A 19,631-nucleotide genomic window follows, 5' to 3' on the forward strand; every position below is an offset into this window, starting at 1 on the left:
CACGGTGAGAGATAGACTCGTGGAAAGGTTCCCCCTCACCCGGATCGCATCTTCGATGCGATCCGACCTCTCCCCGCGAGCGGGGCGAGGTGGAGTCCGGCGGATCGATCGAGCGCCAAGTCATCACGCATCACTGCTGCGCCAGATGCTGATTGTTGCTACCGGCAGCGGCCTGCTGGGTGCCCCGCGCGCCCATTTCGGCGATCTCCAATTTCAGGAGAGCGCCGGGGCGCACGCGCTGCAGGCCATTGACGACGATGCGCTCGCCCGACTTCAGGCCCGAGGTGACGATACGCAGGCCGTCGACGGTGCCGCCGAGCGCGACCGGACGGTAGACTGCGCGGCTATCCTCGCCGACCACCATCACGAATTTCTTGTCCTGGTCGGTGCCGATCGCGCGCTCATCAACCAGCACAAGCGTCTGCTTCTGCGGCTGGCCCATGCGCACGCGGGCGAACTGACCCGGGATCAGGCGGCCGTCTTCATTGCGGAACACCGCCCGCACGCGGATGGTGCCGCTCTGGCCGTTGACCTGGTTGTCGATGAGCTGGATATGCCCCTTGGCGGTGGTGCCGCCGGACGTCGTCATCTCCACCGGGATCCGGTCGAGATTGCCGCGCGTGCCGGAGGCATCTGCGATCGAGTTCAGCGCGCGCAGCACCACCTCTTCGTCGGCGTCGAAGCTGGCATAGATCGGATTGACCGAGACCAGCGAGGTCAACACCGGCGACGCGGTACCGGCCGCGACGAGATTGCCGACGGTGACCTCGAATTTGCCGACGCGGCCGTCCACGGGAGCGCGCACTTCGGTGTAGTCGAGATTGAGCTTTGCGGTTTGCAGCGTCGCTTCGGCGGCCTTGACGTTGGCGATGGCTTCGCGATTGGCATTGTCGCGCTGGTCATAGTCACGCCGGGTCACGACCGCGTTGCCGACGAGTTGCGCGCCGCGTTCGAGCTCGCTTGTGGTGAAGACCACACGCGCTTTGGCGGCCTCGAGCTGCGCCTTGGCCTTGTCGACCTCCGCGGCGTAAGGCGCGGGATCGATCTTGAACAGGACATCGCCGGCCTTCACCAGCGAGCCTTCGGTGAAGTTGGTCGCCAGGATCGCGCCGGCGACACGCGGCCGCAGCTCGACACGGTCGATGGCCTCGAGGCGGCCGGAGAAATCGTCCCACAGATTGGCCTGTCGGGGCTCGATGGCCGCAACCGTTACGGCGACAGCCTGCTCAGGCGCCGTGGCCGCGCTGGTCGCCTGCGCGGCATAAAAATATCGGCCGGAAAGAACCGATCCGGCCGCCGCGACGGCGCCAACGATCACAATACCGCCAACGATGCGTCGGAATCGGCCAGAACGGGGGGTAATACGGGCGGGGGGCATTTGCGCGCTCCATAATGTAGTGAGCGCTACAAATGTGGATCTGGACGCCGGTCCGCAAGATACTTATGTAGCGGATGTTAAGAAATTTTCAGGGAGCACGCAATGGCGATGGGCAGGCCCCGGGCGTTCGACGCCGACGCGGCGCTGGACCAGGCGATGGAAGTGTTCTGGCGGCACGGCTATGAGGGCGCGACGATCGCGCAACTCACTGAAGTTATGGGCATAAATCCGCCGAGCCTGTACGCGGCCTTCGGCAGCAAAGAGGGCCTGTTGAAGGCTGCGCTCGATCGTTATAGCGCCAAACGCGCCTGCTGGATGGAAGAAATCGTGAGCGCGCCGACCGCCCGCGGGGTGGCCGAGCGCATGCTGATGGGCACCGCCGATACCCAGACCGACCCGGCCAACCCACCCGGCTGCCTGCTGGTCCAGGGCGGTCTTGCCTGCGGCACCGGCTCGGCAAACGTTCCATTCGAACTCGCCGCCCATCGGGCGCAGACCGAAAACCAGCTCCGCGAGCGCTTCGTCAGGGCGAAGGCCGAGGGCGACCTGAAGGAAACCGCTGACCCCGCCGCGCTCGCGCGCTATCTCTCCGCAGTCATCGCCGGCATGGGCGTGATGGCCTCGTCGGGCGCCGACCGCGAGGCACTGCGGCAGGTCGCCGCGGTATCGGTGAAGGCGTTCGAGGAGCAGAGTAATTCGTAAGTCGCCTGCCCCGCTCCGTCCGCTCAGCTTGAACCTCTGCCGGGTTTGATCCGAGAATGGTGCGAGCCTGACCGGGTTGGGGAGTGACCGGCGATGAAGCATTGGAGCCGCTGGCTGCCAGGTCTCGACGCCATCCGTCGATATGAAGGGGCGTCGCTCCGCCACGATGTCTTCGCCGGGCTCGTGCTGGCGACCATGCTGGTCCCGGTTGGGATTGCCTACGCGGAAGCATCGGGCTTGCCCGGCATCTACGGTCTGTACGCAACGATCGTACCGCTGCTGGTCTACGCGCTGTTCGGGCCCAGCCGCATCCTTGTGCTGGGACCGGACTCGGCTCTCGCAGCCGTCATCCTCGGCGTCGTCGTTCCGCTGTCGGGTGGCGATCCTCTGCGCGCCGCAACCTTGGCCGGCGCAATGGCGATCGTATCCGGGACGGTATGCATTCTGGCAGGCATCGCGCGTCTGGGTTTTGTGACCGAGCTTCTCTCCAAGCCGATACGCTACGGTTACATGAACGGAATTGCCCTGACCGTGTTGGTCAGCCAACTGCCAAAGCTGTTCGGTTTCTCCATCGAGAGCGAAGGACCGTTACGGAGCTTGTGGGCAATCGGCGATGCGATCCTTGAAGGCAAGACCAACTGGATCACGTTCGGGATTGGACTCGGCAGCTTGATCATTATTCTCCTGCTCCGGAACAACAAGCGTCTGCCAGGTGTCCTGATTGCAGTGGTCGCGGCGACGCTCATCGTCGGTGCGCTGGGTCTCGGGTCGCATTACGGCGTCACCGTTCTGGGTCCTCTTCCGCAGGGGTTGCCGGGCTTCGCCGTTCCCCTGATCGGCACCAATGACATAGTGCCGGTCGTGCTCGGCGGCTCTGCCGTCGCGCTGATATCGTTCGCCGACACCAGCGTGCTGTCGCGCGCCTTTGCCGCACGATTGGGCACGCACGCCGATCCCAACCAGGAGATGGTGGGCCTTGGCGCGGCCAATCTGGCAGCCGGCTTTTTCCAGGGCTTTCCGATCAGCAGCAGCAGTTCGCGGACGCCGGTTGCCGAAGCCGCCGGCGCCCGCACCCAACTGACTTGTGTCGTCGGGGCGCTGGCCATCGCCCTTCTTCTGCTGGCAGCACCAAACCTGCTTCAGCATTTGCCCAACGCTGCGCTCGCCGCCGTCGTCATCGCCGCCGCGATCGGGTTGTTCGAGGTCACCGACCTCAAACGGATCTATCGCATCCAGCAATGGGAGTTCTGGCTGTCGATCGTCTGCTTTGTCGGTGTGGCCGCGCTCGGGGTGATTCCGGGAATTGGCCTCGCAATCGTCATCGCCATCGCCGAGTTTCTATGGGACGGGTGGCGCCCGCACTCGGCCGTGTTGGGCCGCGCCGACCGCGTCAAAGGTTATCACGACATCAGCAGATATCCGGACGCACGCCAGATCCCCGGGCTGGTGCTGTTTCGGTGGGACGCGCCTCTGTTCTTCGCCAACGCCGAATTCTTCAATGAGCGCGTTCTGGACGCCGTGGCGAAATCACCGACGCCCGCGCGTTGGCTGGTCGTTGCCGCCGAGCCGGTCACCAGCGTGGACGTCACCGCCGGCGATACACTTGCCAAGCTGGACGAGACGTTGCACGCGCGGGGTATCGAGCTTCGTTTTGCGGAGCTCAAGGATCCCGTAAAGGACAAGCTGAAGAAATTCGGATTATTGGCGCAGCTTGGTGAGGACAGCTTCTTCCCGACCGTCGGCGCCGCCGTTTCCGCCTACCTGGACATCAACAGTGATGTGGAATGGGAGGACTGGGAAGACCAAGCCGGCCGCTAGAGTGTGTGCTCACAAAGGCGCACATGTCAGCTTCTGACGACCAAGCGGAAATCTTATGATCAGTCGGAGCATTACCGCTCGTGACCCAAAGCGGACGTAAACCTTCGCCAGCTACTGAGCTTCAACGTATCGGATGATGCTCTGATTCTGGACGTTCGCGACCAATTCATCCGTGCGGGATAAAAGCCGACGTAGCAAGGGCGACGGATTTGCCTGATTGTATCCCAAGGCCAAATCGACCGTTGGAGTGCCGCCCTCAAGCGCTCTGGCGACGACGTTCGGTGCAAGCATGTTCTGCGCATAGAGCGGGACGAGGCTAATTCCGCCCGTGGAGGCCACGAGCGACATGGCCGATGATATGTTTTCACCTTCATACTTCGCCTTGAGGGTAATGCCGACTCGGGCTGCGTAGTTCTGTATGACATCCTGCAAGACCGGCGATGTTCTTGCCGAGCTGACATAGATCTCGCGGGCGAGATCCTGCGGACGAATCTTCTTCCGTGATGCCAAGCGGTGTTCGGCCGGCAGCACGGCAATTAAGGGCTCCTTTGCCAATATCTTGAAAACGACGCCGTCGTTGTCTTTTTCCGGACGAAGGAAAGCGATGTCCAGCTTTCCCCGCATCAATGCCAGTGCGAGTTCTGGCGAAGATTGCGTACTGAGCGTCACGTCGACATCGGGTGCTTCCTCGCGGAGCATACGCAGCAGCTGAGGGAGCCACATCACCTCCAGCCCGACGAGAAAACCCATCGAAAGGACGGGCCGTTGCGGTTGCGCTGTTTGTCGGGCGCCCTCCGTTGCGGCCGCAACCTGCAGCAGCGCCAGCCGCGCGTGATCAAGAAATACCCTTCCGGCGGCCGTCAGCGTCACGCCTCGCGCCTGGCGCTCCAATAGCTGGACGCCGACTTCGGCTTCTAGATCGCGGATCTGTCGGCTCAGCGATGGCTGCGAAGTGTTCAGTCGCCGCTGGGCGGCGGTCAGCAGGCTGCCTTCTTCAGCGACGGCAATGAAATAGCGCAGATGCCGGAGCTCCATGATCCCTCGTATGTCTTCCAGGCATAGCTTGAAGCCTACAAGGTCTTGGTCAGGAGCCAAAGAGGGATTTACCGTTTCGTAGTCTTCAACCAAGAAAAGGACAACGAACAATGTCTTCGCCGAAGCCTCGTATCGTCTTCAGCAAAGTGATCCCAGCACTCCTGGCCGATAGGCACGGCGTGATCGCAATTCGGTACGGCCTCAACAATTCTGCAGCGCGATCGAGAGTGATTTCCCTCATTTAGCGGGAAATGCGCGCGAACGCGCAAAAGCGGCGAATAGCGCCGCGCCGGAGCCGCCGACAACGCGTCGGCGATCGGGTGTTGCCACGGCAACGGGTTCGCCGGCGAGGCCGCTGAACATCGTGTCTTTTGGAAAGCCAGGAGGCGCGATCTGTGGCCTGATCAGCTCGGGCTCGCTTGCTTTCTTTAGACACCCGTCCGCTAACCTTTGAATAAATCCAATAGCGCAGATGGAGCACCTCGATGCCCAAGATCACGACGACAGACGGCGTAAAAATCTTCTACAAGGATTGGGGATCGGGTCAGCCGATCGTTTTCAGCCATGGTTGGCCGCTGACAGCGGACGACTGGGATGCCCAGATGACGTTCTTCCTTCATCACGGGTATCGGGTGATCGCCCATGACCGACGCGGCCACGGCCGGTCCGACCAGCCCGGCACCGGCAACGACATGAACCATTGGGTTGCCGACCTCGCGGCTTTGACTGAGCATCTCAACCTGCGCGACGCGATCCACATCGGCCACTCCACAGGCGGCGGTGAGGTGGCTCGCTATGTCGCTCGGCACCAGGATCGCGTCGCGAAGGCGGCGCTGGTCGCTTCGCTGACGCCGAACATGTACCGGAGCAAGGACAACCCGTCCGGTCAACCGCCGGAGTGGTTCGAAGCGATTCGGGCAGGCGTGCTGGGCAACCGGTCGGAGTTTTACCGTTTCGTCCCTGAGAATCCGTTCTACGGCTACAACCAAGAAGGGGCGAAGCCTTCGGAGGCGATCATTGCGAACTGGTGGCGCCAAGGCATGGCCGGCGGTGCCCTCGCTCATTACGCAACCGTCGACTCTTGGCTCGAAGATTATACCGAAGACCTCAAGAAGATCACCGTGCCGGTGCTGGTGATGCACGGCCAGGCTGATCAAGTCGTCCCGTTCGCAAGTTCAGTGCCGCGTGCGGTCGATTTACTTAAGAACGGCTCGCTGAAGACTTATGCCGGCTATCCCCATGGCATGCTCACCACGCATGCGGATGTCCTCAACCCCGACCTACTCGCGTTCATCAGGTCTTGACCCGGCATCTCTCCTCCGTCAATCGCCTTCCCGCACGAAGGAGATGCCGTTTGTAAGGCGGCGTCTCCTTCCAGTTCACGACACGGTATGCGACTGCCGCTTTTGGCCCAACTCGGACCTCTGGTGAGGTCAGCTATCGCACCGCTATCAGGGGTACAGCGGACCTCAAAGCGCCTTGATCTGCGGCGCGGAGGTTTCGTCCTGGTGTCTCGCGCACCGATGCAGTTCGGGCTGATCCATGATTCAGACCGCCTGATCCAGTGCAGCCTCGTCGCCAGACCATTGCCAGCGTCCGCCGCCGGCGCGCTTGGCGGCGTAGAGCGCGCGGTCGACCTGTTCGAGCAACGTGCCGGCCGTAGCACTGGAGGCAAGCTCGGTCACCAGAATGCCGGCGCTGGCGCCGATCCGTGCCGGCTCGTGCGAGACAAAGAAGGGCAGCGACAGCGCCTCGACCACGCGCTTGGCGAGCGCCGACGCGGCATCGTTCCCGGCCGGCCCCTCTTCCACCGAACGCAGCAGCATGAATTCATCGCCGCCAAAGCGGGCAACGGTGCCCTGCGGTCCGATGCATTGGGTCAATCGTTCGGCGACCTGGCGGAGCAGCGCGTCTCCGGCGTGATGGCCGAGGCGGTCATTCACCGATTTGAAACCATCAAGATCGATGGCGATGATGGCGATGCGCCCCGCCGCCTGCTCCAGCGCCGAGAGAAACGCGACACGATTCGGTAATCCGGTGAGGAAATCATGATGGGCCTGGCGCGCCAGCGCCTGCTGGGCCTCCAGCCGCTCGATGAAGGCCTTGCTGAGATGGCGAGAGGCCTCGCGCAGTGTGATCCAGAACAGGAACAGCATGCAGGAGCCGAGCTTGTAGGCGAGCTCCGGCCGCAGCAGACCCGCCACGATGGTCGGCGCAAACAGCACGGCCGATGCCGACAGCACGATCCAAGGACGCACTGCCGCGCGCGACACCATGCCGACGCAGAAGGACATCGACAGTCCGAAGCTGATCCACGCCCCGGCCGCATCGCCGAGCCGGAGCGCGCGGTATGACAGTAAGCCGAGCCCCACCGAGAACGCCACCGCGCCGATGCCGTAGATGTGCTCCCAGCGCAGCACGTCCTGGTCGGAAAAATTCGTCGATCGCAGCTTATAGAGATGCAGGCTGTACAGCCGGGCGCCAGCGGTGATCAGAATGAGACAGGAAATCAAGGCATAGCCGATATCGCCGCTGACCAGGGCAAGCGCGATCGCACCGGTGCCCGATGTCACGGTGATCGCCATGACTTGCGGCATCGACGTGTACAGCAATTTGATCAGTTCGCGGCGAATGCCTGGCTGCACGGCGCTGGACAAGGCTGTCAGTCTCATGGACCGGCACCATGCCGTGGAGTTGCTAAGAAACGGTGAGGCGGATTGGTCCGGGTCGTTGCGGTCCCGCGATAGGCTTAAGGGAGCATCAAGGCGGACGCAGCCGCAGCAGGAGTTGCGTTCTGGAACAAGCACACCGCCGTCATTCCGGGATGCGCCGCAAGGCGCAGGCCCGGAATCCATCGGGCCGCATGCACTGGCGGAGAAATGGATTCCGGGTTCGATGCTTCGCATCGCCCCGGAATGACGATGGTGAACTTTTGCGCACGTGCGCAGGCCGCGGTTCGCGCGTCACCACATCGTCTGGCGGGCGCGCTCTGGCCATTCGCGGTCGTAGGTTTCGCCGCCGACCTTGTCCTCGCTCATGCCGGCGAGGATCTGGCCCGGAGTCGGCAACGTCCTGGGATCGACGCGCTTGTCGGGATTCCAGAGGTCGGCGCGGACGATCGCGCGGGCGCACTGGAAGTAGATCTCGTCGACGGTCATGACGATGACGGAGCGCGGCGCCTTGCCTTCCATCTTGAAGGAGGCAAGCAAATCGGGATCGATGGAGAGATGGGCACTGCCGTTGACGCGCAGCGTGGTGCCGGAGCCGGGGATCAGGAACAAGAGCGCGACGCGCGGGTCGCGGACGATGTTGCGGAGCGAATCGACGCGGTTGTTGCCGCGGCGGTCTGGCATCATCAGCGTCTTCTCGTCATGGATGCGGACGAAGCCCGGCAGGTCGCCGCGCGGCGAGCAATCGATGCCTTCGGGACCGACGGTGGCGAGCGCCGCGAACGGCGACGTCTCGATCAGGATGCGATAGGGCGGCGTGACGCGATCGGCGAGCTTGACGGTGGAAGCATCGTTGGGGAAGCCGTAGATCGCCTCCAATTGCTCGATCGTCGCGATATTTGTCATCGGCTTCCCTTGTTTACTCGTCCCAGCGGCTGCCCTTGATGATCCGCGCGAGCTGGCCCGCGTGATAGTCGGCGGTGCCGACATTGACGATGGTGAAGTCGGGAGCGGCCGTCGTCTCATCGACGGTGCGGCCGAGCCGATGCTCGATCCGTCCGTCGCTCACGCGTCCGCGCATTGCGAGCCGTTCGGCCAGCACGTTCGTTGGCGCGGTGATCTGGACCACGACGACATTGGCGTAGGCGCGGCGGGCTACCGATATCACCGTGCGCGAGACGTTGGCGATCACGGTGCGGCCGGCGCGCAGATCCTCGTCGACCGCGCGCGGCAGCGCATAGCTGTGGCCATGTGCCTCCCAATGCATGGCATAGTCGCCGCGCGCGACTGCCTCGGCAAACGCGTCCGCGCTGACCTCCTCATTGTCCTCGGAGGCCGAGGAGGCGCGCGTGATCACGCGGCGCGCGAAGACGGCATTGCCGTCTTCGGCACAGGCCGCCTTGGCGAGCCCGAGCAGCGTATCCTTGCCGGCGCCGCTCGGGCCGACCACCAGCACCAGGCGGCCGGGGCCGATGGCTATGGGTGTGTCGATTGCGATTGCCTGTGCGTCCGTCATGCGACCCGCTCCCCTTCCCGCCAGACACTGCGCACCACCGGGAGGTCGCGCGCGATGTGCACGCGGATCAGGTCGGCGCGCTTGCCGACCGCGATCTCGCCGCGGTCCGTGAGCCCCACCGCCTCGGCCGCCGTCTTCGTGACCGTGCGCACCGCGGAGGCGAGATCGATCGCCGGGATATGCCGCGGCAATTGCAGCGCCGCCATCAACAGGCTCGAAGGAATGTAGTCGGACGACAGGATATCGAGCAACCCCTCGCGGGCGAGATCGACGGCGGCGATATTGCCGGAATGCGAGCCGCCGCGCACCACGTTGGGCGCGCCCATCAGGATGTCGATGCCGGCCGCGTGCAGGCCGCGGGCGGCTTCCATCGTGGTCGGGAATTCCGCGACCGAGACGCGGTCGCGCACGGCGTCGACGACGTTCTCCTCGGTGGTGTCGTCGTGGCTCGCGAGCGGGATGTTGTATTCATGCGCGAGCGCGACGATGGCACGCATGTTGGTGGCGGCATAGGCCTTTTGGTTGGCGAAACGCCGGGCGAAGAGCTCGTCGAGCTGGGCGTCGGTCATGCCGCCGCCCTTGCCGCGATAGTAGTCGCGCAGCTTCACTTCGTCGCGGAACTGGCGCTGGCCGGGGGTGTGGTCCATCAGCGACATCAGGCGGACGTCGGGCCGGTCGATCAGCTCTTTCGCCTCGGCCACCACATCGGGCATCGGGATTTCGCAGCGCAGGTGCAGGAAGTGATCGGCACGGAGCAGATTGCCCTCGCGGGCCGCCGAGATCGCCGCCGCCAGAATGCCGGCACGGCCATCGACGTCCTCTGCACCGTCCTCGCGCCAGACCCGGAGCGAGTCGAGGACAGTGGTGATGCCCGAGGTCGCAAGCTGCGCGTCATAGGAGATGACGGAGGCAACCGGATCCCAGAACACTTTCGGGCGCGGCACGTAATGGGCTTCGAGGTGATCGGTGTGCAGCTCGATCATGCCCGGCATGATGAGATCGCCGCCGGCATCCTCGCTGCCATCGGGGGCGCTCCCCTCACCGAATTCGGCAATGCGGCCATCGGCGAGCGCGACCCAACCGCGCTCGATGACGCGATCGGCCAGCACAAGGCGCGCATTGCCGATGATGGTCTCTCTTGCGGTCATCTCACCCCTCTCATGCCGCCGCAGCGAATGACGTGACATCCACGATTCGGTCTGCAATCAGATGACGGATTTCATCGTCATGCACGATCGCGACCATTGCGACGCCGCGGCGTTTCTTCTCGCCAATCAGTTCTACCACCACGGCGCGGTTGGCCGCATCGAGCGAGGCCGTCGGCTCGTCCAGCAGCAGGATCGGCAGATCGGACACGAAGCCGCGGGCGATGTTGACGCGTTGCTGCTCGCCGCCGGAGAACGTCGAGGGCGGCAGCCGCCACAGCCGCTCGGGGATGTTGAGACGGCGGAGCAGCGCGGCGGCCTTGTCGCGCGCCTCGGCACGCGGCGTGCCGCCCGCGACCAGCGGCTCGGCGACGACATCGATGGTCGCGACCCGCGGCACCGCGCGCAGGAACTGGCTGACATAACCGACGGTGGCGCGGCGCACGCTCAGGACCTGCCGCGGCTCGGCGCTGGCGAGATCGATCACCTTGCCCTGGTGGCGGATGTCGATCCGCCCGGCATCGCAGCGATAGTTGCCGAAGATCATCTTCAGGATCGACGACTTGCCGGCCCCTGACGGCCCGGACAGCACGACGCATTCGCCCGGTTCGACATGGAACGAGACGTTGCTCACGACAGGCAGTTCGACCCCGCCCTGCAGATGCATGGTGAAGGTCTTTGCCGCGTTGGAGATTTCGATCGTCGCAGTCATCGGTGCCCTCATGGCGGCAGGATCGAGGAAACGAGCAGCTGGGTATAGGGCTCGCGCGGGTCGTCGAGCACCTGGTCGGTCAGACCGGTCTCGACGACGCGGCCGCCCTTCATCACCATCACCCGGTGTGACAAGAGGCGCGCCACCGCGAGGTCGTGGGTGACGACGATGGCGGCGAGGTTGAGCTCGCTGACGAGATTGCGCATGAGGTCGAGCAGGCGGGCCTGCACGGAGACGTCGAGCCCACCGGTCGGCTCGTCCATGAACACCAGCCGCGGCGCAGTGACGAGGTTGCGCGCGATCTGCAGGCGCTGCCGCATACCGCCCGAATAGGTCTTCGGCGCATCGTCGATGCGGCCGACGTCGATCTCGACGCGCTCGAGCCATGTCGTTGCGGTGTCGCGGATGCGGCCATAGTGATTCCAGCCGATCGCCATCAGCCGCTCGCCGACATTGGCGCCGGCGGAGACCGCCATGCGCAGGCCCTGTGCGGGATCCTGGTGCACATAGCCCCAATCGGTGCGGAACAGGAAGCGCCGCTCGGCTTCGCCGAGCGAAGCAAGATCACGCAGCACGCCATCGCGCATGCGATAGGACACGCTGCCCGCGCTCGGCGCAAGCTGCGCCGACAATAGTTGCAGCAAGGTCGACTTGCCCGAGCCGGACTCGCCGACGATCGCCAGCACCTCGCCGGGATGGAGCGAGAACGACACGTCGCGGCAGGCGGCCAGCCGGCCGTAATTCTTCGACAGGCCGTCCGCAATCAAGAGCGGCTGATCGTCGTCGGGCGTGGTCACCGGCTCAGACATGCGCCCTCTCCTTGTGCGGCGCTGCGCTCTGGTGGCCGCGATGGCCTTCGGCCTGGCGCTGCTCGCAATAGTCGGTGTCGGAGCAGACGAACATCCGCCCGCCCTTGTCGTCGGTTACGATCTCGTCGAGATAGGAATTCTCCGCGCCGCAGAGCGCGCACGGCGCGTCGAAGCGGTAGGGCTTGAACGGATGGTCCTCGAAATCGAGCGAGACCACGGTCGTGTAGGGCGGGATCGCATAGATGCGCTTCTCGCGGCCGGCGCCGAACAATTGCAGCGCCGCGCAATTGTCCATCTTCGGATTGTCGAATTTCGGCGTCGGCGACGGGTCCATCACATAGCGCGCGTTCACCTTCACCGGATAGGCATAGGCCGTGGCGATATGGCCGAAGCGCGCGATGTCCTCGTACAGCTTGACATGCATCAAGCCGTATTCGGCGAGTGCATGCATGCGCCGCGTCTCGGTCTCGCGGGGCTCGAGAAAGCGCAGCGGCTCTGGGATCGGCACCTGATAGACCAGCACCTGCCCCTCATGCAGCGACGCCTCTGGGATGCGGTGGCGAGTCTGGATTACGGTAGCTTCCGTGGTCGACGTCGTGGTCGCGACGCCCGCGGTCTTGCCGAAGAATTTGCGGATCGAGATCGCATTCGTCGTATCGTCCGAGCCCTGGTCGATCACCTTCAAGACGTCATCGGGGCCGAGGATCGCGGCGGTGACCTGCACGCCGCCGGTGCCCCAGCCATAGGGCATCGGCATCTCGCGGCTCGCGAACGGCACCTGGTAGCCGGGGATCGCGATCGCCTTCAGGATCGCGCGGCGGATCATCCGCTTGGTCTGCTCGTCGAGATAGGCGAAATTATAGGACGGCGCGTTCATTCGGCGGCCTCCTGCAGCGGCTCCGATGCGTTGGCCTCAGTGAATTCTGTGCGCAGCCTGCGCAGCAGGCCGAGCTCGGACTGGAAGTCGACATAATGCGGCAGCTTGAGATGCTCGACGAAGCCGGTCGCCTGCACATTGTCGGAATGCGACATCACGAATTCCTCGTCCTGCGCCGGCGCCCTCACCTCCTCGCCGAGCTCGCGCGCGCGCAGTGCACGATCGACCAGCGCCATCGACATGGTCTTGCGCTCGCTCTGGCCGAAGGCGAGCCCGTAGCCGCGGGTGAAGCACGGCGCTTCCGTCGCCGAGCCCTTGAACTGATTGACCATCTGGCACTCGGTGAGTTCGATTCTCCCGAGCGGAACGGCAAAACCCGCATCCTCGGCGAAGAATTCGACATCAACCTCGCCGAAGCGGATCTCGCCGGCGAAGGGGTGGTTGCGGCCGTAGCCGCGCTGGGTGGAGTAGCCGAGCGCGAGCAGGAAACCTTCGTCGGCGCGCGCGAGATTCTGCAGCCGCAGATCGCGGTCGGCGGGGAAGCTGAGCGGCTCGCGTGTGAGATCGCCGATCGGCGCGTCCGCTTCTGCTTGCGGCGACGCTTCGATCAGACCATCGTGAGCGAGGATGTCGGTGACGCGCGGCGTCTCGGCGGACGATGTTTCGCCGGTCGCAGGCGCCTCCGGCACAAAACCCTCGGCAAGCTGCGGGTCGAGCAGGCGATGGGTATAGTCGAAGGTGGGGCCGAGGATCTGGCCGCCGGGAATGTCCTTGAAGGTCGCGGAGATGCGGCGGCGGATCTGCATGTTGCCGGTATCGACCGGCTCGGTGGCGCCGAAGCGCGGCAGCGTGGCGCGGAAGGCGCGAACCAGGAAGATCGCCTCGATCAGGTCGCCGCGCGCCTGCTTGATCGCGAGCGCGGCCAGCTCGCGGTCATAGAGCGAGCCTTCCGCCATGACGCGATCGACGCCGAGCGCAAGCTGTTCGGAGATCTGCGCAAGCGTAAGCTCCGGCACCTCCCGGTCGCCGCGCCGTTCATGCGCGAGCAGGCGATGGGCGTTCTCGATGGCGCGTTCGCCGCCCTTGACCGCAACGTACATCGTCAGTCCTTCCCATGAGCGAGCCGCGTGGTGCGCGGGATCGCAACAATCTCATCACCCGCGACCAGCACGACGTCGATGCCGCGCGGGAACAGCGTGGCGTTGACGGCGAGTTGATCGAACAGATCGTGCGGCTCAATGGTCGCTGTCAGCACGGTGGAGCCGTCGATGCCCGGGCCGCGCAGTTCGTAGGCCGCGCCGTGCGACAGGCTGCCAATCTGCAGGATCAGCGTGGTCGAACGATCGGGATATTCGCCGCTGCCGAGCGCGAAACGATCGAGCGCGGGGAGATTCTCGGGATCGCCGATCAGCGCAAAGCTTGCAATCGCGGGATCGCCGGTGATGGGCGCCCCGGTGTGGAACTTGAGCCATTTGGCGACTTCGGGGGTCGACATCGCGCCGTCGAGCCAGATCGGCGTATCGTGATCGAACAGCGTCAGCGCGATCGCGGCCGCGCCGTGCATCACGCCATCAGGCGCGCCGGCCGACGCCGCGATTCGCTCGACCTTCCCCGGACGCGCCATCGCGTTCATTACGGAACGGAATGTCGCCTGCGCCGACAAGACCTTGTCGGCGAAGCCCGGCGGCAGTTCGGCAATCGCCGTCATGTCTTCAGCCCTCACCGCGCACCATCGTATAGAAATCAACCCGCGTCGCCGCCGTCTCCGCGGCCACCCGGTCTCGCTTGGCGATCATGGCCGTGCGCAGCGGCGCGATCACCTCCTGCTCAACCGCATCGGCAAAATCGTCCGATTGCGCCATGGCGTCGCACAACGCGATCAGCCGCGCCTTCTCATGGTCGCGTCCGAGCGTGTAGCCGAAACCGACCTGGCCGGTCGAAAGCAGCACCGCCGCGCGCGAGACGGTCGCCTCGCCAATATTGAAGGGCGCGCCATCACCGCCGACCCGGCCGCGCACCATGACGAGGCCGTTTTCCGGCTCGCGCAGGGTCTTGTGAGCGGGCAGCGCCATCTCGCTGAGCCGGGCCGAAATGTCGGCAGCGTCCGACTGCGCGAGCACCGCCATTCCCGCCCGGCGCTGCGCCCGCCTGCTGTCTTGCTCGGTCTTCGTCATCTCGCGGAACCTTGCCTGACTGAAGTTGTCTATGATACTAGACAACTTGATAAGCAAACGCCATGACTGTTTCATGACAGAGGCATGATTTTCGACAGGACTGGGTTTCCGATATGAGTGTGCAGGACACCGCCTCATCGGGCGTCGCGCTGTGGCGCCTGGTCGCCGACGGCATCGAGCGCGGCATCGCCGAGGGCCGCTTTGCCGCCGGCGAGAAGCTGCCGGGCGAGATGGAGATCGCGGAGACCTACCGCGTGAACCGGCACACGGTGCGGCGCGCCCTGGCGGCGCTCGCCGAGCGCGGACTGGTGCGTGCCGAACGCGGCAGCGGCACTTATGTCGAGGTGCAGAAAATCGCCTATCCGCTGCGCTCGCGCACGCGGTTCTCGGAGATCGTCGGCGCCGGCGGCCGCGAGCCACGCGGGCAATTGATCGATGCCTCGGAAGACGTGGCGAGCCGGGAATTGGCGCGGGAACTCGGACTGAAGGTCGGCGCGCCACTGGTCCGGATCGAGTCGCTGCGGTTCGCCGACCGCGCGCCGATCTGCGTCTCCACCTCCTGGCTTTCGGCCGAGCGCTTTCCGGGCGCGGGAGAGGTGTTCGCCAGCGTCCGCTCGATGACGAAACTGCTCGAACATTTCGGCATCCGCGACTATCGCCGCACCTCGACGCGGATCACCGCCGGCATCGTCGACGCTACCGACGCCGCGCGGCTCGACCTGGCGCTCGGCCGCCCGATCCTGGTGGTCGACTCGACCGACGTCGATCTGGACGACAAGCCGCTGGTGACAAAGCGCTCGCGTTTTGCGGCGGAGCGCGTGGAGTTCTTGGTGGAGAACGGGTAATCCAGTTCTTCCCTCTCCCCGCTCTTCGCGGGGGCGAGACGAGCAAAGCTCACTCTGCGAGGGTTAGGGTGAGGGGCTGCTTCTGCAAATTCGATAGGCGAGAGTGCGCGGAGGGGCCCCTCACCCGGCGCTTCGCGCCGACCTCTTCCCGCAAGAGCGGGGCGAGGTGACTCCTACGCCAGCGTGCGCTGGCCGATGATGGCGAAGCGGAGTTTTGTCGAAATCCAGTCGATCACGGCGACCGCGATCAGGATCATCAGTATCAGGAACGATACCTTCTGCCATTCCAGCACGCGGATCTGCTCGGCGAGCTGCAGCCCGATGCCGCCGGCACCGACGATGCCGATGATCGTGGCCGAACGCGTGTTCGATTCGATGAAATAGAGCACCTGACCCGCGATCACGGGCAGGACCTGCGGGATCAGGCCGAAGCGGATCTCGTGCAGGACGCCGCCGCCGGAAGCTCTGATGCCCTCGACCTGCTTCTTGTCGGCGCCTTCAATGGCCTCGGAGAACAATTTGCCGAAGGCGCCGAAATCCGACACCGCGATGGCGAGCACGCCGGCGAACGGGCCGAGACCGACGACATTGATCCACACCAAGGCCCAGATCAGCGTGTCGACGCCGCGGATCGTATCCAGGAAACGTCGCACCGGGAAACGGAAGATGGCGGAGGGCACGATGTTGCGCGCGGCGAGCAGGCTGACCGGCAGCGCCATGAACGCGGCCAGCGTCGTGCCGAGCAGCGCGATCGACAGCGTCTCGCCGAGCGCGGAGAGATAGGTCGGCAGCGACGAGCCGGGATCGGGCGGGATCATCATCAGCGTGATCCAGCCGAGCTCACGCAGCCCGCTCACCAGCTTGGTCGGCGAGAAGTCCAGATCGAACAGGCCGAAGGCGAAGACCGCTGATGCCGCCAGCAGCATCAAGGGCGTGGCGAGGCGCGCCGAGGCCGGGCGGTCGAAAACGTCAGGGTATTTCGTCCGCAGCGCCTGCGAATCCGGCTTTGGCAACTGGCTCATGCCCGCCCCTCCTTGCCGAACAGTTTTGCGCGCAGCCAGCCGGTGGTGATGTCGATCACGAACACGGTCAGGACGATGGTGACCAGGATGGCGCTGACGTCGGAATAATAGAATTTGCGAATCGCGACCACGAGCTCCTGCCCGATGCCGCCGGCGCCGACAAAGCCCATCACGGACGCTTCGCGCACATTGATCTCGAAGCGCAGCAGCGCGTAGCTGGCATAGCCCGCCGAGACCTGCGGCAGCACGGCGAACCGCATGCAGGACAGCCAGCTCGCGCCGGTCGAGCGGATGCCCTCCACCGGCTTCATGTCGGCATTCTCGACGATCTCGGAGAACAATTTGCCGAGCGCGCCGGTGGAGTGCACGGCGATCGCCAGCACGCCCGCCATCGGCCCGAGCCCGAACGCGATCACGAACACCAGCGCGAACACGATGGCGGGCACGGTGCGCGCAAATTCGAGCAGGCGGCGGACAACAAAGCGCAGCCAGGGCCCGGGCGAGGTGTTCTGTGCGGCGAAAAAGTTCAGCGCAAAGGCAAAGACGGCGCCGGTCAGCGTGCCGACATAGCTGATCAAGATGGTCTCGGCGAGCAGCTTCAGCCAATTCTTCCAGCCCCAGAACCATTCGCCGAAATCGGTCCAGACCCGCTGGCCGTTATCGAGCGTGAGGATGCGGTCGAAATAGGAGACGAAGTTGCCGAAATAGGTGAAGAGCGTGCGCAGGTTCACCTCGGCGCCGATGCCGGCAACGGTCAGCGCCGCGATGAACACCGCCGCCGCCAAGGCCATCTTCAACCGCTTGCGCGCGACTGCCTTGCGATAGGCATCGTTCAGCGCGGCGAGCTGCTGGGCGGGAAGGATGGATACGGCGGTGGCCATCTGCTCTGCTTGGGATCTGCTGCTTGTCCTCAACGGAACAGGCCGGGTCGCGATCGATCCGGCCTGCGTATTCGCGTCGATCGATCAGGAGGCCTTCTTCTTGCGCAGGGCGTCGACGAACTTGATCAGCTCGATCGTGCCGTCCCAATCCTTGGTGGTCGCGGGATGGAAGCCCTTCTTCTGGCCGTCGGAGAGCTTGTCGAACGCCGCCTTGTCCTTCGTCGGCACCTCGAAGAAGGCCTTGGCGATCGCGGCCTTGAGATCGTCGGGAAGGTCGGAGTTGTAGGCATAGGGTCCGTTGATGATCTCGGCCGACTTATGGACGATGCGGAAATCATCCTTCTTCATCGGCGAGCCGTCGGCGTTCTTCAGCATGCCCTTGTGCAGCATCTGGGCGAGCGTGGAGTCATCGTCGCTGGTCCACTGGTTGGCAGCAACATCAACCGTGCCCTGCGCCAGCGCGAGCATCGCGTTCTCGTGGCTGCCGGTGAAGACAACCTTGCTGAAATAGGCTTCGGCGTCCGGAATGCCCTTCTTGTTGAGCTCGAAGCGCGGCACGTTGTTGCCGGAGGTCGAGTTCGGATCGACGAGGCCGAGGTTCTTGCCCTTCACGTCCTCGATGGTCTTGTAGGGGCTGCTCGCCTTGACGAAGAACATCGAGTAGTAGCCGGTGGAGCCGTCGGCGTTGATGTCGTTGGCGAAGGCGTCGGTCTTGACGCCGGTCAGCCGCGCGCGGGCGAAGGAGGCCGAACCGTAGCTGGCGATCTGGATGTTGCCGGAGCGCTGGCCTTCGATCACCGCAGCATAGTCGTTGGCGATGCGCAGCGTGACCTTCACGCCGAGTTCCTTGGAGAGATAGTTGACGAACGGCGTCCAGCGCTCGGTGACACCGGACGCGTTTTCAGCCGGCACGACCGCGAAGGTCAGCTCCGGATATTTGGCCTTCCAGTCCTGCGCCGACGCGGACGCGGTGAGCGCGAGCGCGGCAGCGCCGGCGAGAACGATGCGACGAGTGATCATGGTTTACCCCTGCTGTTATGGTAGCGCCTGGATCACGATCCGAGACGCAACGGGATCGTGATCTCATCTCTTGTTTGAACACGACCGGTTTCCACTTTTCCGGACCATGCTGTAAAGGCCGACTGCACCTGCAGCGGCTTTCCCTGCATAAGGTTACGGCGTTCAGGCCGCGGCTGCGGTGCCGAGCGCCGGAGCTGTTGCGGCACCGGGCGCGGGCATTGGCGCCCCGCCGATGACATCATTGGCCTCGAGATCGTAGAGCTCGCGGGCGATGTGATCGGTCAGCGTCGACGGCTGGCCATCGAACACCACGCGGCCCGCCGCCATGCCGATCAGGCGGTCGCAATAGCTGCGCGCCAGATCGAGCGAATGCAGGTTGCAGAGCACCGTGATGCCGAAATGCTTGTTGATGCGCAGCAGCGCATCCATCACGATCTTGGTATTGCGCGGATCGAGCGAGGCGATCGGCTCGTCGGCGAGGATGATATCGGGCTCCTGCACCAGCGCGCGAGCGATGGCCACGCGCTGCTGCTGGCCGCCGGAGAGCTGGTCGGCGCGCTGGGCGGCGAACTGCGCGATGTCGAACTGCTCGAGCGCCGACATCGCCAGCGCCCTGTCCTGCTCGGGCCAAAGCTGGGTCAACGAGCGCCAGGCCGGCATTTCGGCAAGGCGGCCCATCAGCACATTGGTCAGCACATCGAGCCGGCCGACCAGATTGAACTGCTGAAAGATCATCGCCGAACGCGCGCGCCACTGCCGCAGCGCCTTGCCGCGCAGCGCGGTGACATCGACACCTTCGAACAGGATGCGGCCTTCGGTCGGATCGGCGAGACGGTTGACCATCCGCAACAAGGTCGACTTGCCGGCGCCCGAGCGACCGATCACGCCGACGAAACTACCGGGCTGGACCGAGAACGAAGCATTGTCGACCGCGGCTTTTGTGCCGAAACGGCACGTCAAACCTTCAACCACCAGCATGCAGTGCTCCGAACCCGTCACGTCGCGTAACGGCTAACGCCGCTGAATTA

The 19,631-nt window shown here is 64.6% G+C and carries 20 protein-coding genes; 4 read left to right on the forward strand and 16 right to left on the reverse strand.

Annotation, left to right across the window (positions count from 1 at the left end; all coding sequences use genetic code 11):
- Positions 1-130: 130 nt before the first annotated feature.
- The gene (locus AC5ZGW_RS07815) at positions 131-1,378 is read right to left on the reverse strand and encodes an efflux RND transporter periplasmic adaptor subunit (protein WP_130226167.1); all 1,248 of its coding nucleotides are present in this window, start codon (positions 1,376-1,378) and stop codon (positions 131-133) included.
- A 102-nt stretch (positions 1,379-1,480) separates the two neighbouring features.
- Between AC5ZGW_RS07815 and AC5ZGW_RS07820 the strand changes: the two genes are divergently transcribed.
- Entirely contained in the window at positions 1,481-2,080 is a 600-nt protein-coding gene (locus AC5ZGW_RS07820) for a TetR/AcrR family transcriptional regulator (protein ID WP_130226168.1), read from the forward strand.
- Positions 2,081-2,173: 93 nt separating this feature from the next.
- Positions 2,174-3,898, forward strand: a complete 1,725-nt coding sequence (locus AC5ZGW_RS07825; RefSeq protein WP_130226169.1) for a SulP family inorganic anion transporter — start codon at positions 2,174-2,176, stop codon at positions 3,896-3,898.
- Positions 3,899-4,009: 111 nt separating this feature from the next.
- On the opposite strand, the gene AC5ZGW_RS07830 is transcribed toward AC5ZGW_RS07825, so the two are convergent.
- A complete protein-coding gene (locus tag AC5ZGW_RS07830; RefSeq protein WP_130226202.1) occupies positions 4,010-4,933 on the reverse strand; it encodes a LysR substrate-binding domain-containing protein in 924 nt (307 codons plus the stop codon).
- Between the two features lie 485 nt (positions 4,934-5,418).
- On the opposite strand from AC5ZGW_RS07830, the gene AC5ZGW_RS07835 reads away from it, so the two are divergent.
- Positions 5,419-6,237 (forward strand): alpha/beta fold hydrolase, encoded by an 819-nt coding sequence (locus AC5ZGW_RS07835; protein WP_130226170.1) that lies wholly within the window; start codon positions 5,419-5,421, stop codon positions 6,235-6,237.
- Between the two features lie 243 nt (positions 6,238-6,480).
- On the opposite strand, the gene AC5ZGW_RS07840 is transcribed toward AC5ZGW_RS07835, so the two are convergent.
- The 10 genes from AC5ZGW_RS07840 to phnG all read right to left on the reverse strand — a co-directional run bounded on the left by AC5ZGW_RS07840 (position 6,481) and on the right by phnG (position 14,835).
- Entirely contained in the window at positions 6,481-7,605 is a 1,125-nt protein-coding gene (locus tag AC5ZGW_RS07840) for a GGDEF domain-containing protein (RefSeq protein WP_130226171.1), read from the reverse strand.
- Positions 7,606-7,896: 291 nt separating this feature from the next.
- A complete protein-coding gene (locus tag AC5ZGW_RS07845) occupies positions 7,897-8,508 on the reverse strand; it encodes a pyridoxamine 5'-phosphate oxidase family protein (RefSeq protein ID WP_130226172.1) in 612 nt (203 codons plus the stop codon).
- A 13-nt stretch (positions 8,509-8,521) separates the two neighbouring features.
- Positions 8,522-9,118 (reverse strand): phosphonate metabolism protein/1,5-bisphosphokinase (PRPP-forming) PhnN, encoded by a 597-nt coding sequence (gene phnN / locus AC5ZGW_RS07850; protein WP_130226173.1) that lies wholly within the window; start codon positions 9,116-9,118, stop codon positions 8,522-8,524.
- Entirely contained in the window at positions 9,115-10,266 is a 1,152-nt protein-coding gene (locus tag AC5ZGW_RS07855) for an alpha-D-ribose 1-methylphosphonate 5-triphosphate diphosphatase (RefSeq protein WP_130226174.1), read from the reverse strand. The genes phnN and AC5ZGW_RS07855 overlap by 4 nt, the downstream gene beginning before the upstream one ends.
- Before the next feature lie 10 nt (positions 10,267-10,276).
- A complete protein-coding gene (phnL, locus tag AC5ZGW_RS07860) occupies positions 10,277-10,975 on the reverse strand; it encodes a phosphonate C-P lyase system protein PhnL (protein WP_165435238.1) in 699 nt (232 codons plus the stop codon).
- A gap of 8 nt (positions 10,976-10,983) precedes the next feature.
- Entirely contained in the window at positions 10,984-11,784 is an 801-nt protein-coding gene (phnK, locus tag AC5ZGW_RS07865; protein ID WP_130226176.1) for a phosphonate C-P lyase system protein PhnK, read from the reverse strand.
- Positions 11,777-12,661: an alpha-D-ribose 1-methylphosphonate 5-phosphate C-P-lyase PhnJ gene (locus AC5ZGW_RS07870; RefSeq protein WP_028165309.1), complete on the reverse strand. Its 885-nt coding sequence runs from the start codon at positions 12,659-12,661 to the stop codon at positions 11,777-11,779. Before AC5ZGW_RS07870 ends, phnK begins: the two co-directional genes overlap by 8 nt.
- Positions 12,658-13,761: a carbon-phosphorus lyase complex subunit gene (locus AC5ZGW_RS07875; RefSeq protein WP_130226177.1), complete on the reverse strand. Its 1,104-nt coding sequence runs from the start codon at positions 13,759-13,761 to the stop codon at positions 12,658-12,660. The genes AC5ZGW_RS07870 and AC5ZGW_RS07875 overlap by 4 nt, the downstream gene beginning before the upstream one ends.
- A 2-nt stretch (positions 13,762-13,763) precedes the next feature.
- Complete coding sequence (gene phnH, locus AC5ZGW_RS07880) at positions 13,764-14,369, reverse strand: phosphonate C-P lyase system protein PhnH (RefSeq protein ID WP_130226178.1); 606 nt, start codon at positions 14,367-14,369, stop codon at positions 13,764-13,766.
- A 4-nt stretch (positions 14,370-14,373) separates the two neighbouring features.
- The gene (phnG, locus tag AC5ZGW_RS07885) at positions 14,374-14,835 is read right to left on the reverse strand and encodes a phosphonate C-P lyase system protein PhnG (RefSeq protein WP_028165306.1); all 462 of its coding nucleotides are present in this window, start codon (positions 14,833-14,835) and stop codon (positions 14,374-14,376) included.
- Between the two features lie 113 nt (positions 14,836-14,948).
- Between phnG and phnF the strand changes: the two genes are divergently transcribed.
- A complete protein-coding gene (phnF, locus tag AC5ZGW_RS07890) occupies positions 14,949-15,680 on the forward strand; it encodes a phosphonate metabolism transcriptional regulator PhnF (RefSeq protein ID WP_130226179.1) in 732 nt (243 codons plus the stop codon).
- 173 nt (positions 15,681-15,853) lie between these two features.
- Here phnF and phnE (AC5ZGW_RS07895) read toward each other — a convergent pair whose 3' ends face one another.
- The 4 genes from phnE (AC5ZGW_RS07895) to phnC form a co-directional block, all read right to left on the reverse strand.
- Positions 15,854-16,702, reverse strand: a complete 849-nt coding sequence (phnE, locus tag AC5ZGW_RS07895; protein ID WP_130226180.1) for a phosphonate ABC transporter, permease protein PhnE — start codon at positions 16,700-16,702, stop codon at positions 15,854-15,856.
- A complete protein-coding gene (phnE, locus tag AC5ZGW_RS07900) occupies positions 16,699-17,583 on the reverse strand; it encodes a phosphonate ABC transporter, permease protein PhnE (protein ID WP_130226181.1) in 885 nt (294 codons plus the stop codon). The genes phnE (AC5ZGW_RS07895) and phnE (AC5ZGW_RS07900) overlap by 4 nt, the downstream gene beginning before the upstream one ends.
- An 84-nt stretch (positions 17,584-17,667) precedes the next feature.
- A complete protein-coding gene (gene phnD / locus AC5ZGW_RS07905; protein WP_130226182.1) occupies positions 17,668-18,603 on the reverse strand; it encodes a phosphonate ABC transporter substrate-binding protein in 936 nt (311 codons plus the stop codon).
- A gap of 162 nt (positions 18,604-18,765) precedes the next feature.
- Positions 18,766-19,581, reverse strand: a complete 816-nt coding sequence (gene phnC, locus AC5ZGW_RS07910) for a phosphonate ABC transporter ATP-binding protein (protein ID WP_130226183.1) — start codon at positions 19,579-19,581, stop codon at positions 18,766-18,768.
- Positions 19,582-19,631: the final 50 nt, after the last annotated feature.

This window comes from Bradyrhizobium sp. Crot121 (genome assembly GCF_059512385.1).

Excerpts from the sequence above, each read along its gene's own strand:
- phnN (WP_130226173.1), bottom strand. The coding sequence starts at position 9,118 with ATGACGGACGCACAGGCAATCGCAATCGACACACCCATAGCCATCGGC.
- phnC (WP_130226183.1), bottom strand. The coding sequence starts at position 19,581 with ATGCTGGTGGTTGAAGGTTTGACGTGCCGTTTCGGCACAAAAGCCGCG.
- phnE (WP_130226181.1), bottom strand. The coding sequence starts at position 17,583 with ATGGCCACCGCCGTATCCATCCTTCCCGCCCAGCAGCTCGCCGCGCTG.
- phnL (WP_165435238.1), bottom strand. The coding sequence starts at position 10,975 with ATGACTGCGACGATCGAAATCTCCAACGCGGCAAAGACCTTCACCATG.
- AC5ZGW_RS07845 (WP_130226172.1), bottom strand. The coding sequence starts at position 8,508 with ATGACAAATATCGCGACGATCGAGCAATTGGAGGCGATCTACGGCTTC.
- phnD (WP_130226182.1), bottom strand. The coding sequence starts at position 18,603 with ATGATCACTCGTCGCATCGTTCTCGCCGGCGCTGCCGCGCTCGCGCTC.
- phnF (WP_130226179.1), top strand. The coding sequence starts at position 14,949 with ATGAGTGTGCAGGACACCGCCTCATCGGGCGTCGCGCTGTGGCGCCTG.
- AC5ZGW_RS07840 (WP_130226171.1), bottom strand. The coding sequence starts at position 7,605 with ATGAGACTGACAGCCTTGTCCAGCGCCGTGCAGCCAGGCATTCGCCGC.
- phnK (WP_130226176.1), bottom strand. The coding sequence starts at position 11,784 with ATGTCTGAGCCGGTGACCACGCCCGACGACGATCAGCCGCTCTTGATT.
- AC5ZGW_RS07830 (WP_130226202.1), bottom strand. The coding sequence starts at position 4,933 with ATGGAGCTCCGGCATCTGCGCTATTTCATTGCCGTCGCTGAAGAAGGC.
- AC5ZGW_RS07815 (WP_130226167.1), bottom strand. The coding sequence starts at position 1,378 with ATGCCCCCCGCCCGTATTACCCCCCGTTCTGGCCGATTCCGACGCATC.
- AC5ZGW_RS07870 (WP_028165309.1), bottom strand. The coding sequence starts at position 12,661 with ATGAACGCGCCGTCCTATAATTTCGCCTATCTCGACGAGCAGACCAAG.
- phnH (WP_130226178.1), bottom strand. The coding sequence starts at position 14,369 with ATGACGGCGATTGCCGAACTGCCGCCGGGCTTCGCCGACAAGGTCTTG.
- phnE (WP_130226180.1), bottom strand. The coding sequence starts at position 16,702 with ATGAGCCAGTTGCCAAAGCCGGATTCGCAGGCGCTGCGGACGAAATAC.
- AC5ZGW_RS07835 (WP_130226170.1), top strand. The coding sequence starts at position 5,419 with ATGCCCAAGATCACGACGACAGACGGCGTAAAAATCTTCTACAAGGAT.
- AC5ZGW_RS07855 (WP_130226174.1), bottom strand. The coding sequence starts at position 10,266 with ATGACCGCAAGAGAGACCATCATCGGCAATGCGCGCCTTGTGCTGGCC.
- AC5ZGW_RS07875 (WP_130226177.1), bottom strand. The coding sequence starts at position 13,761 with ATGTACGTTGCGGTCAAGGGCGGCGAACGCGCCATCGAGAACGCCCAT.
- phnG (WP_028165306.1), bottom strand. The coding sequence starts at position 14,835 with ATGACGAAGACCGAGCAAGACAGCAGGCGGGCGCAGCGCCGGGCGGGA.
- AC5ZGW_RS07820 (WP_130226168.1), top strand. The coding sequence starts at position 1,481 with ATGGCGATGGGCAGGCCCCGGGCGTTCGACGCCGACGCGGCGCTGGAC.
- AC5ZGW_RS07825 (WP_130226169.1), top strand. The coding sequence starts at position 2,174 with ATGAAGCATTGGAGCCGCTGGCTGCCAGGTCTCGACGCCATCCGTCGA.